The sequence below is a fragment of the Bosea vaviloviae genome (genome assembly GCF_001741865.1).
Lineage (GTDB): Bacteria > Pseudomonadota > Alphaproteobacteria > Rhizobiales > Beijerinckiaceae > Allobosea > Allobosea vaviloviae.
Genome location: NZ_CP017147.1, coordinates 1,107,677 through 1,123,945, shown reverse-complemented (window position 1 = coordinate 1,123,945; position 16,269 = coordinate 1,107,677). Strand labels below are relative to the sequence as shown.

The following is a 16,269-nucleotide window of genomic DNA, read 5'->3' as shown; positions in this document are numbered from 1 at the left end:
GAAGACGGGCAATTCGGCAAAGCGCAGGCACGAGCCGAGCCAGCCATCGCTGCTTCAATGGGTTCCATGTCGCCTGACCGCTCCACCATCTTGACCTACCTCACGATCCTGAGCGGCTCGGCAGGTCGGCTCGTCATCTCCCTTGTCTACTTCCTCATCGTTGCGAATACGTTGACTCTCGGCGAATTCGGTTTGTTCGCGACCGCCTCCGCCAGCGGCCTGATCCTGTCGCGCTTGCTGGCCTTCGGTTTCGTCTCGCCGGTCTATCGCGTCGCCACCGTCAAGCCGCGATTGCTCGGGGCCTATCTCGCCGGCTTCGCCGGGCTTGCCTGCCTCTCCGTCCCGGTCATCATGCTGGCTGCGGCGGGCGTCTACGCGGCCCTGTTCGCCGACCGGCTCGCGCTCCTGCCCTTCGCCCTGATCATCGGGGCCGAGATCGTCGGCTGGCGACTGGTCGAGGTCGTCGCCATCGTCAATAACGGGCTGCGGCGTTTCCGCGAGGCGGCGCTGCTCGTCATCATCGGCTCGTCGCTGCGGACGCTGGCCGCCATCCTGTTCTATCTTTACGGCCATGCCAGCCTCACCGTCTGGGCCTGGGCCTATCTCGCCGTGACGCTGGCGACGGCGCTGCTCGCGCTCGCATTCTTCCTGCCGAAACTGCGCTGGCGCCTCGCGCATCGACTTTATCCGCGCCGCATGGCCGACGCGCTCTACGCCAGTGCCGCCGACATCGTCTTCTATGTCCAGGCCGAGCTGGACAAGCTCCTGGTGCTGGCGCTCGCCGGGGAGCGCACGGCCGGGCTCTACGCCATCGCGATGCGCGTCATCGATCTGACCGCGATGCCGGTACGCAGCTTCAACCAGATGCTGGTGCAGAAGATCATGCAGGAGCGCGGCCTTGGTGGCGGGCTCGGGCAGCGGGCGCTGATCGAGTTCGGCATCGCGCTGATCTCGGTCGCGGGTCTCGCCGCCATCATCCTGCTGCTGAAGCCGTTTCCCGGGGCGCTCGGCCGTAACGTCTCGGAGGCCGCCTATCTCTTCCTGCCGATGCTGCTGGTGCCCGCCTTCCGCAATCTCGTCGAATATCACGCCGAATTGCTCTATGCCCGGGAGCGCACCGGCTCACGCATCATGCTGCTGTGCGCCGTGACGGCGCTGAAAGCCGCGCTGGTCTCCTGGGTGATGACGCGCTTTTCCGCCGGCGACGCCTGGGCGCTCTGGCTCAACGCCGTCTTCGGGCTGGTCTACATCCTGTCGGCGGCTGTGACCTACCGGCTGCTGGCTACTGCGCCTCGAACAGCGCCTTCAATCGCTCGACCGGCTGGCCGATGAAGGATTGCACGCCGACCGCAACCTGGCCCTCGTCGAGGACATCCTCGAAGGAGCGCAGGCTCGCCAGCCCGCCGGCATCGCCGCCCCAATAGACCTTGCAGAGTTCAAAGCCGTCCGGGGTGTGGCCGGCAGCCTCGAGGCCGAGCACGCGCTCCACGAAGTAGCCGTAGATCATGTATTCGGAGAATTGCCGCTGGGAGGCGATCGCGCTGACCCAGTCGCGTCCGCTGATCTGCTCGATACGCGTCAGCAGCGCCCGGACATTGTCGCGGCGCCAACTCACCAGATTATTGATGTAGTCGGGGCTGGGCATGGTCGGCCGGGGCAATCCGAGCAGCCGCGCCGCCATCTCGCACCAGGCGACATGCTCGGTCATGGCAGCGGTGATGCCGGCGGGCTTCACATAGAGCCGGACCGCCTGGTCCTCGCCGAGATACGTCACATCGAACGGCCGCAGGAACAGCATGTCGGAATCGGCGAAGAGGATCACGTCTTCGCCGCTGACCAGCGGCAGAGCGAATTTCCGCAATTGCTGGACGTGCCAGCCGCGCAAGGGTGGGATGCCGCGCCGCAATGCGCGAAAACCGGTCCAGATCCGCCGCCGGCCGAGCGCGAGCGGATCGGGCCGGGGCTTGAGCCAGGATGGCAGCAGCGCGGATTCGGCGATCACCTGCCGGCGCGGGCCCGCCAGCGGCTTGAACAGCGCGACGTCCTTGTCCTCGACCAGCAGGTAATGCATCGCATGGCCGGTGACGAAGCGGTCGATGCTGGCGCAAAGCAGGCGGCAGCGCTCAATGTCGCCAGCATAGCTCGGCGTGGCGATAGCGTAGCTCGGTTTCATCGCGTGGGTCGACGCTCGAACAACCGGGCGCGCAGCATGCGCAGGACAAAGACCGGATTGCCGAGCACGTAACGGCGCCAGAGCCGGCTGGGTTCCAGCCAGAGGCGAAAGAGCCATTCCAGCCTCAATTGACGGAACGCCTCGGGCGCGCGCGGCACCTCACCGGCCAGGAAATCGAACAGGGCACCGACACCGGCCGCGACCGAACAATGCTGCGGTCCGAGCCTCCCGGAGATCCAGCGTTCCTGCCGCGGATTGCCGAAAGCGACCAGAAGCAGATCCGGCGGCGTGGCCTCCAGTTTCGCCAGCAGCGCGCCCTCTTCCTCGGGGGCGTAATAGCCATGGCTGAGCACGCTGAAGCGATGCTCGGGAAACTGCAGCGACAGGCGCACGGAGGCGCGGGCGGCGATTCCGGGGCGCCCGCCGAGCAGGGCGACGCGCAGACGCCGTTTACCCGTCGCGAGCAAGCCGGGGATAAAGTCCGTGCCGTTGAGATTGGCCGGGAAGCCGGCGCCATGCAGCAGCCAGCCGCCGAGATCGACGCCGATCCCGTCGGCGAGGACCAGGAAGCCAGCAAGATCGCGGCGCAGCGCCTGGTCATGTGCCGCCAGGTTGACGAGATTGGCGTTGCAGAAGGCGAGCTTGAGATGCCGCTGATTGACCATCGCGTCATCGACTTCCGCGAGCGCGGCGGGGCGCGTCAGCACCGCGATCCCGATGCCGCCAATATCGCGCGTGGCGAAGCCCGGCTTGGCCGGAGCGTCCGCTTGGGTCGCAAGATTGAGGGATAGGGTGGCGACCACGGATTCACGCTTGCTCGATGGAACTGGAGCTTACGTCAGCGCCGATAGGAGCTAGGGGTCAAGTTGAACCCAACGGAAGGGTGAACGGCTTCTTCCTGCAATTGTAGCGACCGGGTTAATCGAAAAGCGCCGTAAATCGAAGGTCTGTTTCGATCCGGCACGTTGTCGCTACGCTACTCCTGCTATTACAACTTGGCGTTGAAAAACCTAACCTTTGCGAGTTGCGCGCTTCATTTTGGCACGACGGCGTGATCGCTCAGTGATTGCTGGTATGGTTACCGAAATCTTTCGGTTGGTATCCAATCTTAACGCGGCCCAGCGAACGCAGCCCAGATGGCGCGCGTTCCCAGCTGCTCCTCCAGTCCCAACCGCCGTCCGTGTCGCGACCGAACCCGTGCCTCCTGTGCGCGGACCCTTACGCTGGCACGGGTTCACAGTCGCGGCGATCTGAATCCGTCTCTCATCCAAGAGTGAGAGCAGGATCTATCAAGAGTGAGAGCAGGATCTATGCGAAAAACCGGTTCCCACTTTTTCGCATCCTGCTCTAGGTTGCGGCACCACCGAGCCAGGGACTGAGCATGAATCAAATCGATTTAAAGAACCGCGTCGCCATCGTCACCGGCGGGGCCCAGGGCATCGGCCGCGCCGTCGCCGAGCGTTTCGCCGCCAGCGGGGCCAAGGTCGCGATCTGGGATCTCGATGGCGATCTCGCGCGCAAGGCCGCGACCGAGATCGATGGCGAGGCGACAGGCCTCGCCATCGACGTGACGGATGCGGCCGCCGTGAAGGCGGCGAGCGATGCGCTCGAGGCCCGGCATGGCAGCGTCGACATCCTTGTCACCAGCGCCGGCATCGCCGGCCCCAACCTCAAGACCTGGGAATACCCGCTTGAGGAATGGGCGCGGGTCATGCGCCTCAATGTCGACGGCACGCTGCATTGCTGCCAGGCAGTGATCCCGGGAATGATCAAGCGCAATTACGGCCGCCTCGTCCTGGTCGCCTCGATCGCCGGCAAGGAGGGCAATCCCAACGCCTCGGCCTATTCAGCCTCGAAGGCGGCGGTGATTGCGCTGACGAAGTCGCTCGGCAAGGAATTGGCGACGCAGGACATCGCGGTGAACTGCATCACCCCGGCCGCCGCCCGCACCCGCATCTTCGACCAGATGAGCGAGGAGCATATCGGCTACATGCTCGCCAAGATCCCGCGCGGGCGCTTCCTGCTGCCCGATGAAGTCGCCGCCATGGTCGCCTTCCTCGCCTCAGCCGAGAACAGCTTCACCACCGGCGGCGTTTTCGACCTTTCGGGCGGCCGGGCGACTTACTAAGCTTGATGGCATGACCTAAACTTGGTGCCATGACTCAGATGCTTCCCTCCGCCGCCGTGCTTGGCGCGCGCGCCTTCGCCGCGCTTCAAGGCCTCAACCGTTTCACCGACGAGCCGGGCAAGCTGACGCGGCTTTATCTCTCGCCGGCACACAGGCAGGCGGCCGAGTGGACCAGAGGCGCCATGGAGGTGGCCGGACTGACCGCCTTCATCGACGCAGCCGGTTCCGTGCAGGGCCGGCGCGAGGGCGCGACGCCCGGCCTGCCGGCGGTGATGATCGGCTCGCATATCGACACGGTGAAGGATGGCGGGCGCTTCGACGGCAATCTCGGCGTCGTCGCCGGCATCCTGGCGGTGCAGGCCTTGCGGGACGCAGGCATCGTCCTGCCCTTCGCGCTCGAGGTCGTGGCCTTCGGCGATGAGGAGAATGTCCGCTTCCCTACCCATCTCTCGACCTCCTGCGCGCTCGCCGGCGAGCATGATCCGGCCTCGCTCGAGGCGCGCGATTCCGATGGAACACGGCTCGCCGACGCGCTCGTCGCCTTCGGCGGCGATCCCTCCGCCATCGCCAAGCTGGCTCGCAAGCCTGGCTCGGTGAAGGCCTATCTCGAGATCCATATCGAGCAGGGCCCGGTGCTGGAAGCCGAGAACGAGGCAGTCGGCATCGTCACCGCGATCAACGCGCAAAGCCGCGCGCGCATCCGCGTCACCGGCGAGGCCGGCCATGCCGGCACGGTGCCGATGAGCCTGCGCAAGGACGCGCTCGCCGCCAGCGCCGAGATGGTGCTGGCGCTGGAAGTGATCGCCGCCGGCCATGACCAGGCGGTCGGCACGGTGGGCGCACTCCGACCCGACCCGGGCGCCACCAATGTCGTGCCCGGAGCCGTCGACTTCACGGTCGATTTCCGCAGCCCCTCGAACGAGACGCTCGCCTTGGTGGACGCCGACATCCGCGCCCGCTTCGCCGAGATCGCGGCGCGCCGGGGCGTGACGATGGCGCTGACGCCCTACGCCAAGGCCGAGGCCGTACCGATGGATGAGGCCCTGCAGGAGGCTTTCGCGGCAGGCATTGCCCGCACGGGCGCGAATCTGAGCGCGCGGCGGCTGCCATCGGGGGCCGGCCACGACGCCATGACGATGGCGAAACTCTGCCCGGCGGCGATGCTGTTCGTCCGCAACGAGAAGGGCATCAGCCATTCGCCGCTGGAGACCATGACCGAGGCCGATGCCGGTATCGCGATCCGCGTGCTATTGGAGACGCTGCTGGTTCTCGCGCGCCGGGAGGCTTGAGGCGCGATCGGGGCATTTCCCCCGCGACACCGCGTGCCATTTCCCGCTTGCGCCGGTTTGCGTAGGAGGTAGGCCGTCAGGAGGCTTCCGATGGACTACGAGAACTTCTTCCGCGCGGAGCTCGACGGGCTCCACAGGGAAGGCCGCTACCGGGTCTTCGCCGATCTCGAACGCCATGCCGGCCATTTTCCGCGCGCGACCTATCACGGCGCGAAGGGCCCGCGCGACGTCACCGTCTGGTGCTCGAACGACTATCTCGGCATGGGCCAGCATCCCGATGTGCTTGCCGCGATGCATGGCGCGCTCGATGGCTGCGGCGCCGGCGCCGGCGGTACCCGCAACATCGCCGGCACCAACCACCACCATGTGCTGCTGGAGCGGGAGCTCGCCGACCTGCACGGCAAGGAATCAGCCCTGCTGTTCAACTCCGGCTATATGTCGAACTGGGCTTCGCTCTCGACGCTCGCTTCCCGCCTGCCCGGCTGCGTTGTGCTGACGGACGCGCTGAACCACGCCTCGATGATCGAGGGCATCCGCCATTCGCGCGCCGAGAAGCATGTCTTCGCCCATAACGACCCCGAGGATCTGCGCCGCAAGCTGAAGACGATCGACCCTGGTCGACCCAAGCTGATCGCCTTCGAGTCGGTCTATTCGATGGATGGCGACATCGCACCGATCGCGGCGTTCTGCGACATTGCCGACGAGTTCGGCGCCATGACCTATATCGACGAGGTCCATGCGGTCGGGCTCTACGGCCCGCGCGGCGGCGGCGTCAGCGAGCGTGAGGGCTTGAGCCATCGCCTGACCGTGATCGAGGGCACGCTTGCCAAGGGGTTCGGCATCATGGGCGGCTATATCGCCGCTTCCGCCGCAACCTGCGACTTCATCCGCAGCTTCGCCTCGGGCTTCATCTTCTCGACCTCATTGCCGCCGGCCTTGGCAGCCGGTGCGCTGGCCTCGATCCGCCACCTCAAGCGCAGCCAGACCGAGCGTCAGGGCCAGCAGGACCGCGTCGCCGCCGTCCGCGCCCGGCTCGACATTGTCGGCATCCCACATCTGCCCAATCCCAGCCATATCGTGCCGGTGATGGTGGGCGACGCCGTGCTGTGCAAGCGGATCAGCGACGAATTGCTCGAGCGCTTCGACATCTATGTCCAGCCGATCAATTATCCGACCGTGCCGCGCGGCACGGAGCGCCTGCGCATCACGCCCTCGCCGATGCATTCCGACGCCGATATCGATCATCTCATCGGCGCGCTGACGGCGATCTGGGGCCAGGTCGGGTTGAAGCGCGCGGCGTGATCTCAACGTCATTGCGAGCGTAGCGAAGCAATCCAGGAGGCGTAGAGCGCTGCCGCTTCTGGATTGCTTCGCTACGCTCGCAATGACGATATTGGCCTCAGACCGCCGCCAGCGCCGTCCTGATATCCGCGATCAGGTCGTCGGGATGCTCAAGCCCGATCGAGAGCCGGATCATCCCATCGGTCACGCCCATCGACGCCCGCACCTCGGGGGTGAAGCGCTGATGCGTCGTCGTGGCGGGATGGACGATCAGGCTCTTGGCGTCGCCGAGATTGTTGGAGATGCGGATCAGCTTCATCGCGTTGAGCAGACGGAAGGCTGCGTCCTTGCCGCCGGCGACCTCGAAGGCGATCAGAGTCGAGGGGCCGCTCATCTGCTTGGCGATGGTCGCGGCCTGGGGATGGTCCTTATGGCCGGGGAAGATGACCTTGGACAGCTTCTCCTGGCCGGCCAGCCAATCGGCGATGATGGTCGCGCTCTGCGCCTGCCGCTGCACGCGCAGCGGCAAGGTCTCCAGCGCCTTCAGCATCACCCAGGCATTGAAGGGCGACATCGCCGGGCCGGTCTGGCGCAGATAGGTCTGGATCTCGGTCTGGATGAGCTCTTCGGAGGCAAGCAGCAGCCCGCCGAGGCAGCGGCCCTGGCCGTCGATATGCTTGGTGGCGGAATAGACCACGATGTCCGCGCCCAGCTCCAGCGGCCGCTGGAAGAGCGGCGTCGCGAAGACGTTGTCGACGATGAGCCTGGCGCCGACTTCCTTGGCGATCGCGGCCACCGCCGCGATGTCGATCACCTCCAGCGTCGGATTGGAGGGGCTCTCGAGGAAGAACACCTTGGTGTTGGGCCTGACCGCCTTGCGCCAGGCCTCGATGTCGGGCCCGTTCACCAGCGTCGAGGCCACGCCGTAACGCGGCAGGTGCTCCTCGACGACATAGCGGCAGGAGCCGAACAGCGCCTGCGCGGCCACGACATGGTCGCCGGCGCGCACCAGCCCCATCACCGCCGCGGTGACCGCAGCCATGCCGGTCGCCGTGGCGCGGCAGGCCTCGGCGCCCTCGAACGCGGCCATGCGCTGCTCCAGCATGGTCACGGTCGGATTGGAGAAGCGGGCGTACTGGAAACCCGGATCCTTGTTCAGGAACCGCGCCTCGCATTGCTCGGCGCTGTCATAGACATGGCCTTGCGTCAGGAACAGCGCCTCGGAGGTCTCGCCGAATTGCGAGCGCAGGGTGCCGGCATGGACCAGCCGCGTTTCCGGGTGCAGGCTCGCCCCCTTGTCTTGTCCGGTCATGATCTCTGCCTTGTTCGTTATAACGGACGAAAGCGATAACAGATCAAAACTGGTCCGTAAAGACGAACGATCTGCCCCGCCAGAGCCGTTGTCGCAACGATTTTTCTCCGGAGGTATTCAACCGGCGGTCACAGGACTCCAACTGGCCAAGCCTGGAAATCTCGGCCAAGGTCGCGACCTCTCCTCAGCAGACAATCCGACTTCGAGACACAAACGATGCGCCTGGGCGGCTGCCACAATTTCCACGATTTCCGGATGATGGCGAAGCGGCGGCTGCCGGGGCCGATTTTCGACTATATCGACGGCGCAGCCGATGACGAGGTGACCCACCGCCGCAACAGCGAAAGCTTCGAACGCTGCGATCTGGTTCCGAACGTCCTGCGCGGCGTCGGGCAAGTCGATATGTCGGTCACCGTCATGGGCCAGAAGCTGGCGATGCCGGTCTATTGCTCGCCGACGGCGCTGCAACGCCTGTTCCACCATGAGGGCGAGCGCGCCGTCGCGGCGGCGGCAGCGAAATACGGCACCATGTTCGGCGTGTCCTCCCTGGGGACGACCAGCCTCGAGGAGCTGCGCAAACGTCACGACACGCCGCAGGTCTACCAGTTCTACTTCCACAAAGATCGCGGCCTGAACCGCGCCATGATGCAGCGCGCCAGGGATGCCGGCGTCGAGGTGATGATGCTCACCGTCGACAGCATCACCGGCGGTAACCGCGAGCGCGACCTGCGCACGGGCTTCTCGATTCCGTTCAAGCTGACGCTTGCCGGCATGCTGCAGTTTGCGCTGAAGCCGGCCTGGGCCCTGAACTATCTGACGCATGAGCGCTTCAGGCTGCCGCAGCTCGACGCCCATGTCGACATGGGCGGCGGCGCCATGTCGATCAGCCGCTATTTCACCGAAATGCTCGACCCGACGATGAGCTGGGACGATGTGGCGGAGATGGTCAAGCTCTGGTCGGGACAGTTCTGCCTGAAGGGCGTGATGTCGGTTGCCGACGCCAGGAGGGCCGTCGATATCGGCTGCACCGGCATCGTTCTCTCGAACCATGGCGGCCGCCAGCTCGACGGCTCACGGGCGGCCTTCGACCAGCTCGCCGAGATCGTCGATGCCGTGGGAGACCGCATCGACGTGATCATGGATGGCGGTGTGCAGCGCGGCACGCATGTACTGAAGGCGCTGTCTCTGGGCGCCAAGGCCGTCGGCCTCGGGCGCTATTATCTCTATCCCCTGGCCGCGGCGGGCCAGCCGGGCGTCGAGCGCGCGCTTGGCGCGATGCGCACCGAGATCGAGCGCGGGATGAAGCTGATGGGCTGCAGCAGCATCGACCAGCTGTCGCGCGAGAACCTGCGCTTCCGGTAGGGCCGGATCGGAAACTCCAGCCCTCATCCTGAGGAGCCGCGCAGCGGCGTCTCGAAGCATGCTTCAGATGGTTCGGGAGCCTCCTGGAGCATCCTTCGAGACGCCATTCCCAGGGAATGGCTCCTCAGGATGAGGGCTCGCGACGTTTCCAAACAGCCTCTGGAAGCCGCTTCGCTCCGACTTCAGGCGCCTTGGCCTGCCGCGCCGCCCTCTCGCCCCAGCGGCGCCAGGAAACGGGTCAGGTCGTCCGTGACGTAGTGCACATGCCCGGCCTCGATCGCGGCCTGCTCCCAGACCTCGCGGAAAGGGTCGGGCGTGCGCGGGATGATCAGCACGGTCTTCATGCCCAGCGCGCTGGGAACGATGAGGTTCTTCTCGATATCCTCGAACATCGCAGCCCGCCCAGGGTCGACCGCATGCTTGGCGAGGAAGTTCTCATAGGTCGCCCGCTCGGGCTTGGGCAGGAAGCCGGCCTGGACGATATCGAAGATGTCCTCGAAATGATGCAGGATGCCGAGCTTGCCGGCGACGTTCTCGGCATGGCCGCGCGAGCCGTTGGTCAAGATCAGCTTGCGCCCGGGCAGGGCCGCGATCGCATCCCCCAGCGCCGGGTCGGGATCGAGCAGGGTCAGGTCGATCTGGTGGGCGAAATCGAGGAAGTCGTCGGGATCGACGTCATGCTCCTCCATCAGCCCCTTCAGAGTCGTGCCGTAGCGCTCGTAATAGTAGCGGCGCAGCGCATGCGACGACAGGCCGTCGAGACCGAAGAGCTCGAGCAGGAACAGCGTGATCCGCTCGTTGACCTGCGGCCAGACCTTCGCTTCATGCGAATACAGCGTGTTGTCGAGGTCGAAGACCCAGTGGTCGACATGGGCGAAGGCCTCCGCGGGCAGCGGCGGCACGGAGGCGGGAGGTGAGGCGTGCGTGTTCATGGGGACTCAGAAATGTGGCGCTCCCAGCCTGACATGCAAGTCCTCTGCTAAGGTTTAAGAGCGAGGCCGACTCCACGCCGTCATTGCGAGCGCAGCGAAGCAATCCAGGAGGGTTCGCACTGCGGCCCTGGATTGCTTCGTCGCCATGCTCCTCGCAATGACGGGTAGGGAGGCGCGGATCACCGCCGGATGATCGTGCCCGAGCCGGTATCGGTGAAGAGCTCGATCAGCGCCGCATGCGGCACCTTGCCGTCGAGGATGACGACGGCCTCGACGCCTTTTTCCAGCGCGTAGATGCAGGTCTCGATCTTGGGGATCATGCCGCCCGAGATCGTGCCATCGGCGATCAGCCTGCGGCATTCCTCCACCGTCAGCTCCGGGATGAGCTCCTTATCCTTGTTCAGGACGCCAGGCACATCGGTCAAAAGCAGCAGGCGCTTGGCGTTGAGAGCGCCCGCGATAGCGCCCGCGAAGGTGTCGGCGTTGACATTATAGGTCTGGCCGTCGGCCGCCGAGCAGACCGGCGCGAGCACAGGGATGAGTTCGGCCTTGAGCACGGCGTCGAGCACCGTGGTGTCGACCTTGTCAGGCTCGCCGACGAAGCCGAGATCGAGGATTTCCTCGATCTTCGAATCCGGATCGACGATGGTCCGCGTCACCTTGCGGGCGGTGACCATGTTGCCGTCCTTGCCGCACAGCCCGATCGCCTTGCCGCCCTCGCGCGAGATGTAGCCGACGATCTCCTTGTTGACCGAACCGGCCAGGACCATCTCGACGATCTCGACCGTCGCCTGGTCGGTGACGCGCAGGCCCTGCTTGAATTCCGACTTGATGCCGAGCTTGGTCAGCATGCGCGCGATCTGCGGCCCGCCGCCATGGCAGACCACGGGCTTCACGCCCGACTGCTCGAGCAGCACGATGTCCTCGGCGAAATCCTCCGCCGTCGCGGCATCGCCCATGGCGTTCCCGCCATATTTGATCACGACGACCTCTTGGTCGTAGCGCTGCATATGCGGCAGTGCGACGACCAGCAGGTCGGCCGATTGCGACGGTGTCAGAAGGGCGGGGTTGATCATCGAACAGGCTCCGCAAGCGCGCGCAAGACAGCCGCGCCGGTGCGCCTTCTAGAGCATCATGCGCAAAAGTGGAAACCGGTTTTCGACGGTCTCAGCTGCGTGGCGCGAGCACTGCGGCCACAGCCAGCCCGAGCCAGCCGCCGAGCATGAACCAGCCGCCGATCGGCGCAGCGCGCGGGAACAGGCCCTCGTTGAAAAAGCCCCGCCGCGTCAAATCAGCAGCGAACAGGGCCGCGCCCAGGATCAGCGCCGAGACCGCCAGGCGCGCCACGAAATCGGTCAGGAAACCGGCCTTGCGGGCTGCGGTCGCGCCGATCACGGCAGGGGCGTGAAAGAGCAGGATCTGTCCGGCGGTGCCAACATTCTGCGTGCCGGTGACATGCGCGGCCGCCGCCAGCAAGGCGACGCCGGCAAGGCCCAGCAGGGCAGCGAGGGTGAGATGGATCTTTGTGGCAGTCATCTCAGTCCTCGATCGCGAGTTCGACGAAGCCGGCCGGGTCGGCACAGAACTCGCGCATGATCCGGAAATGGGCGGTGTCCTCAAGTGCGATGGGTTCCAGCCCGTATTTCGACAAGCCGAGCAGGCGCGCGCCGGGAAACGCCATCAGCATGGGGGAATGGGTGGCCATGATCACCTGCGTATGTCCCGCCCGCTCGATCCGCTGTAGCAGCTTGAGGAATGTCATCTGGCGCGCCGGCGACAGCGCGGATTCCGGCTCGTCGAAGATGAATAAGCCCTGCCGCACGCAGCGCTCCTCGAAGAAGCGCAGAAAGCCCTCGCCATGGGAATGAGACAGAAAGTCCGGCGGCGGCCCGGAGCCGATCGCGGCCTCGTCCAGATAGCGGGCCACCGAAAAGAAGCTCTCGGCCCGGAAAAACCAGCCATTCGTGATCTTCGGCAGCCAACTCGCTCGCAAGGCCGGGCCGAGCGCGCCGCCCATCGCCTCGATCGCAATGGAATGATCGACCGGACGATAGCCCTTGCCGCCACCTGCCTCATCATAACCCGCCAGTGCCGCGATCCCCTCCAGAAGAGTGGACTTCCCGGTCCCGTTCTCACCAACGATGATCGTGATCGCGCGGTCGAAGCCGAGCTCGAAACCCCGCGCCAGAAAAGGCAGGCAGAACGGATAAAGCGAGGGATCGGCGACCTTGTCCTCGTCCAGCCAGACCCTTTTGAGGAAAGGGGCAGGCAGGCGAGTCGGTCGCGATCCTCTCATCATCCGGGCCTTTCCGCTCACTGCGCATCGAACCAGGCTTTCAACTGCAGCATCTATGGATCTGGTTGCCGGTCGTGAGCGCCGCTCACTCGCGCTCCGCCAGCACGCGGCCCACGGCGGCGCGCAGTTCAGGAATGCCGAGACCGCTCTCGCTGGAGGTCAGCAGCACCTCGGGGAAGGCGGCCGGGCGGCGCTTGATCTCGTCATAGGTCGCCTCGATCATGAACTGCTGATCGGCCTTCTTGAGCGCGTCGCCCTTGGTCAGCACGACCTGATAGGAGACTGCGGCCTTGTCGAGCGTCTCCAGCACCGCGCCGTCGACATCCTTGATGCCGTGCCGCGCGTCGATCAGCACATAGACGCGCATCAGGTTGGAGCGCCCGCGCAGATATTCATGGATCAGATTGGTCCAGGCCGCGACCTTGGCCCGGCCGACGGCGGCATAGCCATAGCCCGGCATGTCGACGATGGTCAGGCGCTCATCGGCGCCGACCTGGCGGAAGAAATTGAGCTGCTGGGTGCGGCCGGGCGTATGCGAGGTCCGCGCCAGCGCGTTGCGGCGGGTGACCGCGTTGATCAGGCTCGACTTGCCGACATTGGAGCGCCCGGCGAAGGCGATCTCCTGGCCGACCATGGGCGGCAGGTCGTCGACATGGGTCGAGGCCCAGACGAAGTCCCAGGGGCCTTCGAACAGCTTGCGCGCGCTTTCGATCTCGTCGTCGCCATAAGGCGTGGTCAGGCTCGTCGTCATCGTGCTTGTCTACTCATCGTCCTTGCCTACACGGCCGCGCGCAGCGCGTCGATGTCAGCCGAGGAGATGACGCCGATATTGCGTGCGATTGTCTCGGGCTCCCAGTCCCACCAGCGGATCGCGAGCAACTGCGCCACAATCTCGGGCGCGAAGCGCATCTTCACGACGCGTCCGGGATTGCCGACGACGACGGCATAGGGCGGCACGTCACGCGCGACCTGCGCCCGCGTGCCGATGATGGCGCCGTCGCCGACGGTGACGCCGGGCATGATCACGGCCTCGCGGCCGATCCAGACATCGTTGCCGATGACGGTGTCGCCGCGAAAGCCTGTGTTTTCACGGGTATAGTCGGGCGCGTTCTCGAAGCCGAACATGCCGAAGGGAAAGGTCGAGAAGCCGCCCATCGGATGGTTGGCGCCGTTCATGATGAACTGCGCGGCTTGGGCGATCGCGACGAATTTGCCGATGATCAAGCGGTCGCCGATGAAGTCGAAATGATAGCGCACGCAGCGCGCGACGAAATGCTCGGGCCCGCGCGAGTCGTCGTAATAGCTGTAGTCGCCGACCTCGATCAGCGGATTGTCGACGATCGCCTTGAGGAAGGCCGTGCCTTTCCAGCCGGGAATGGGATGACGGGTCAGGGGATCGGGGAGGGGCATGGAACTACCCGAGAGTGGCGAATGGCGAGTAGCGAATGGAAGCTTTACCTCGCCATTCGCTATTCGCCACTCGCCTGTCTCACTTCTCGTTGCTGTTTGCCGGCTTCTCCGGCTCAGGCGTGGCGGCAGCGGGTCCCGACTTCTTGTTGGTGCTCGCCGACTTCGCCACGGCAGCCTTTGTCGATGTTTTGGAGCCAGTGGGCTTGGGTGAGCTGGCCGCAGGCGGCGGTGCGGCCGGCGGTGTCGCCGGCTTCTTGCCGAACAGGCCCTTGATGTTGTCGAACAGCTCGATCTTGGCGCCGTGCTTTTTCATGATGTAGCCCTGCTGGGTCACCGAGAGCAGGTTGTTCCAGCTCCAGTAGATCACCAAGCCGGCCGGGAACGAGCCGAGCAGGAAGGTGAAGAACACCGGCATCCAGGTGAACATCATCTTCTGCACCGGGTCCGGCGGCTCCGGGTTCATCTTCATCTGGATGAACATCGTGATGCCCATGAAGATCGGCCAGGCGCCGATGTGCAGGAACGCCGGCGAGGCGAAGGGCAGCAGTCCGAACAGGTTGACGATCGAGGTCGGATCCGGCGCAGCCAGATCCTTGATCCAGCCGAAGAACGGCGCATGCCGCATCTCGATGGTGATGAACAGGATCTTGTAGAGCGCGAAGAACACCGGGATCTGCAGCAGCACCGGCCAGCAGCCGGCGATCGGGTTGATCTTCTGCGTCTTGTACAGCTCCATCAGCGCCTGCTGCTGCTTCATCTTGTCGTCCGCGTAGCGCTCGCGGATCGCGACCATCTCCGGCTGCACGGCCTTCATCTTCGCCATCGAGGCGTAGGATTTGCTCGCGAGCGGGAAGAACAGGCCCTTCAGCAGCAGCGTGACGCCCAGGATCGCGATGCCGAAATTGCCGACATGCTTGTAGATCCAGTCCATCACGAAAAACATCGGCTTGGTGATGAAGTAGAACCAGCCCCAGTCGATCAAGAGCTCGAAGCGCTTGATGCCGAGGTTCTTCTCATAGCCGTCGATCGCCGCGACTTCCTTGGCTCCGGCGAAGAGGCGCGCCTGGCTCGCCGCGCTTGCGCCCGGCGCGACGGTGACGGCCTCGCCGAGGAAATCGGCCTGATAGGTGCGTTGCGAGCCGGTCTGGACCGAGGAGTAGCGGCCTTCATATTTGCGCGCCTGGTCGGGCACGACCGCCGCGGCCCAATACTTGTCGGTGATGCCGACGAAGCCGCCGACGGCATCCTTCCAGACCTTGCCGTTGGCGCCGGGCGAGAGCAGCGGCTCCTTGTCGATCTTGTCGTAGGTGTATTCCTGCAGGCCCTGCTCGCCGAGATTGCCGATCAGGCCCTCATGCAGGACGTAATAGCCCAGCGTCGCCGGCTTGCCCTGGCGCACGACCTGGCCATAGGGGAAGAGCGAGACGGGCGCGCCGCCCTTGTTCTCGACCTGGTCGTTGATCGTGAACATGGCGTTGTCGTCGACGGTGATGACGCGCTTGAACAGCAGGCCCTGGCCATTGTCCCAAGACAGCGTCAGCGGCGTGCCGGACCGCAGCACCGGCCCATCGGCGGTCCAGAGGGTCGAGGCGTTAGGAAGCGGCACGGCGGCGCCGGGAGCGGCCACCCAGCCGAAATCGGAATAATAGGCTTCGGGCCCGCCGAGCGGCGAGAGCAGGATGATGATGGCGCTGTTGGGATCGACCGTCTCGCGATAGGCCTTGAGCGAGACGTCGTCGATGCGCGCGCCGGTGAGCGCGATCGAACCGGCGATCTTGGCCGTCTCGATGCGGACGCGCGGGCTGCGGGCGAGCGCCTGCTCGCGAGTCTCGGAGGCCAGTGTCGCGGGGACGGCGCCCGGAGCGGCTGTGCCGGCAGGTTGGCCAGGCACGGTCGAGGGCGCGGGCGTCGTGGCGGGCGTGGACTGCGCCTGCTGGTTCTGCTGCGCGATCTGCTTCTGCTTCTCCATCTGCGGCACGCCGTAGAAGAACTGCCAGCCGAGCAGCACGACCACGGAGAGCGCGATCGCCAGAAGCAGGTTGCGGTTGTCTTCTTTCATCATGATCGGAAACAAATCTCGCTGACG

General features: G+C 65.4%; 14 protein-coding genes and 1 pseudogene. 5 read left to right on the top strand and 10 right to left on the bottom strand.

Features of this window, described 5'->3' with window-relative positions:
- Positions 1-66 precede the first annotated feature (66 nt).
- Positions 67-1,332: a lipopolysaccharide biosynthesis protein gene (locus BHK69_RS05315; protein WP_083269129.1), complete on the top strand. Its 1,266-nt coding sequence runs from the start codon at positions 67-69 to the stop codon at positions 1,330-1,332.
- Here BHK69_RS05315 and BHK69_RS05310 read toward each other — a convergent pair.
- Together BHK69_RS05310 and BHK69_RS05305 are read right to left on the bottom strand one after the other, a co-directional pair.
- Complete coding sequence (locus tag BHK69_RS05310) at positions 1,283-2,173, bottom strand: DUF6492 family protein (protein WP_069689196.1); 891 nt, start codon at positions 2,171-2,173, stop codon at positions 1,283-1,285. The genes BHK69_RS05315 and BHK69_RS05310 overlap by 50 nt on opposite strands.
- Positions 2,170-2,976: a WecB/TagA/CpsF family glycosyltransferase gene (locus tag BHK69_RS05305; protein WP_244548403.1), complete on the bottom strand. Its 807-nt coding sequence runs from the start codon at positions 2,974-2,976 to the stop codon at positions 2,170-2,172. The genes BHK69_RS05310 and BHK69_RS05305 overlap by 4 nt, the downstream gene beginning before the upstream one ends.
- Before the next feature lie 578 nt (positions 2,977-3,554).
- Here BHK69_RS05305 and BHK69_RS05300 point away from each other — a divergent pair.
- From BHK69_RS05300 to hemA, 3 genes are all read left to right on the top strand, one after another.
- A complete protein-coding gene (locus tag BHK69_RS05300; protein ID WP_069689195.1) occupies positions 3,555-4,301 on the top strand; it encodes an SDR family NAD(P)-dependent oxidoreductase in 747 nt (248 codons plus the stop codon).
- Positions 4,302-4,330: 29 nt separating this feature from the next.
- Positions 4,331-5,590, top strand: a complete 1,260-nt coding sequence (locus tag BHK69_RS05295) for an allantoate amidohydrolase (RefSeq protein ID WP_069689194.1) — start codon at positions 4,331-4,333, stop codon at positions 5,588-5,590.
- Positions 5,591-5,680: 90 nt separating this feature from the next.
- Positions 5,681-6,892, top strand: a complete 1,212-nt coding sequence (hemA, locus tag BHK69_RS05290; RefSeq protein ID WP_069689193.1) for a 5-aminolevulinate synthase — start codon at positions 5,681-5,683, stop codon at positions 6,890-6,892.
- A 97-nt stretch (positions 6,893-6,989) separates the two neighbouring features.
- On the opposite strand, the gene BHK69_RS05285 is transcribed toward hemA, so the two are convergent.
- Positions 6,990-8,183 carry an O-succinylhomoserine sulfhydrylase gene (locus tag BHK69_RS05285; RefSeq protein WP_069689192.1) on the bottom strand — a complete coding sequence of 398 codons (1,194 nt, stop codon included), beginning with the start codon at positions 8,181-8,183 and terminating at the stop codon, positions 6,990-6,992.
- 216 nt (positions 8,184-8,399) lie between these two features.
- On the opposite strand from BHK69_RS05285, the gene BHK69_RS05280 reads away from it, so the two are divergent.
- On the top strand, positions 8,400-9,545 hold the full coding sequence (locus BHK69_RS05280; protein ID WP_069689191.1) for an alpha-hydroxy acid oxidase: 1,146 nt from the start codon (positions 8,400-8,402) through the stop codon (positions 9,543-9,545).
- Positions 9,546-9,727: 182 nt separating this feature from the next.
- On the opposite strand, the gene BHK69_RS05275 is transcribed toward BHK69_RS05280, so the two are convergent.
- From BHK69_RS05275 to yidC, 7 genes and pseudogenes are all read right to left on the bottom strand, one after another.
- On the bottom strand, positions 9,728-10,477 hold the full coding sequence (locus tag BHK69_RS05275) for a pyrimidine 5'-nucleotidase (protein ID WP_069689190.1): 750 nt from the start codon (positions 10,475-10,477) through the stop codon (positions 9,728-9,730).
- A gap of 179 nt (positions 10,478-10,656) precedes the next feature.
- A complete protein-coding gene (gene argB, locus BHK69_RS05270; RefSeq protein WP_069689189.1) occupies positions 10,657-11,553 on the bottom strand; it encodes an acetylglutamate kinase in 897 nt (298 codons plus the stop codon).
- 91 nt (positions 11,554-11,644) lie between these two features.
- The gene (locus tag BHK69_RS05265; protein WP_069689188.1) at positions 11,645-12,013 is read right to left on the bottom strand and encodes a DUF423 domain-containing protein; all 369 of its coding nucleotides are present in this window, start codon (positions 12,011-12,013) and stop codon (positions 11,645-11,647) included.
- 1 nt (position 12,014) lies between these two features.
- Positions 12,015-12,776, bottom strand: a complete 762-nt coding sequence (locus BHK69_RS05260) for an AAA family ATPase (RefSeq protein ID WP_069689187.1) — start codon at positions 12,774-12,776, stop codon at positions 12,015-12,017.
- A gap of 82 nt (positions 12,777-12,858) precedes the next feature.
- Positions 12,859-13,524: a ribosome biogenesis GTP-binding protein YihA/YsxC gene (yihA, locus tag BHK69_RS05255; RefSeq protein WP_069689186.1), complete on the bottom strand. Its 666-nt coding sequence runs from the start codon at positions 13,522-13,524 to the stop codon at positions 12,859-12,861.
- Between the two features lie 26 nt (positions 13,525-13,550).
- Entirely contained in the window at positions 13,551-14,183 is a 633-nt protein-coding gene (locus BHK69_RS05250; RefSeq protein ID WP_069689185.1) for a CatB-related O-acetyltransferase, read from the bottom strand.
- A gap of 250 nt (positions 14,184-14,433) precedes the next feature.
- A pseudogene (gene yidC, locus BHK69_RS05245) lies at positions 14,434-16,242 on the bottom strand (membrane protein insertase YidC); the annotation flags it as partial.
- Positions 16,243-16,269 lie beyond the last annotated feature (27 nt).

What these genes read in the sequence shown, in the direction of transcription:
- BHK69_RS05315 (WP_083269129.1), top strand. Translation starts at nt 67, where the DNA reads ATGTCGCCTGACCGCTCCACCATCTTGACCTACCTCACGATCCTGAGC.
- BHK69_RS05310 (WP_069689196.1), bottom strand. Translation starts at nt 2,173, where the DNA reads ATGAAACCGAGCTACGCTATCGCCACGCCGAGCTATGCTGGCGACATT.
- BHK69_RS05300 (WP_069689195.1), top strand. Translation starts at nt 3,555, where the DNA reads ATGAATCAAATCGATTTAAAGAACCGCGTCGCCATCGTCACCGGCGGG.
- BHK69_RS05295 (WP_069689194.1), top strand. Translation starts at nt 4,331, where the DNA reads ATGACTCAGATGCTTCCCTCCGCCGCCGTGCTTGGCGCGCGCGCCTTC.
- hemA (WP_069689193.1), top strand. Translation starts at nt 5,681, where the DNA reads ATGGACTACGAGAACTTCTTCCGCGCGGAGCTCGACGGGCTCCACAGG.
- BHK69_RS05285 (WP_069689192.1), bottom strand. Translation starts at nt 8,183, where the DNA reads ATGACCGGACAAGACAAGGGGGCGAGCCTGCACCCGGAAACGCGGCTG.
- BHK69_RS05280 (WP_069689191.1), top strand. Translation starts at nt 8,400, where the DNA reads ATGCGCCTGGGCGGCTGCCACAATTTCCACGATTTCCGGATGATGGCG.
- BHK69_RS05275 (WP_069689190.1), bottom strand. Translation starts at nt 10,477, where the DNA reads ATGAACACGCACGCCTCACCTCCCGCCTCCGTGCCGCCGCTGCCCGCG.
- argB (WP_069689189.1), bottom strand. Translation starts at nt 11,553, where the DNA reads ATGATCAACCCCGCCCTTCTGACACCGTCGCAATCGGCCGACCTGCTG.
- BHK69_RS05265 (WP_069689188.1), bottom strand. Translation starts at nt 12,013, where the DNA reads ATGACTGCCACAAAGATCCATCTCACCCTCGCTGCCCTGCTGGGCCTT.
- BHK69_RS05260 (WP_069689187.1), bottom strand. Translation starts at nt 12,776, where the DNA reads ATGATGAGAGGATCGCGACCGACTCGCCTGCCTGCCCCTTTCCTCAAA.
- yihA (WP_069689186.1), bottom strand. Translation starts at nt 13,524, where the DNA reads ATGACGACGAGCCTGACCACGCCTTATGGCGACGACGAGATCGAAAGC.
- BHK69_RS05250 (WP_069689185.1), bottom strand. Translation starts at nt 14,183, where the DNA reads ATGCCCCTCCCCGATCCCCTGACCCGTCATCCCATTCCCGGCTGGAAA.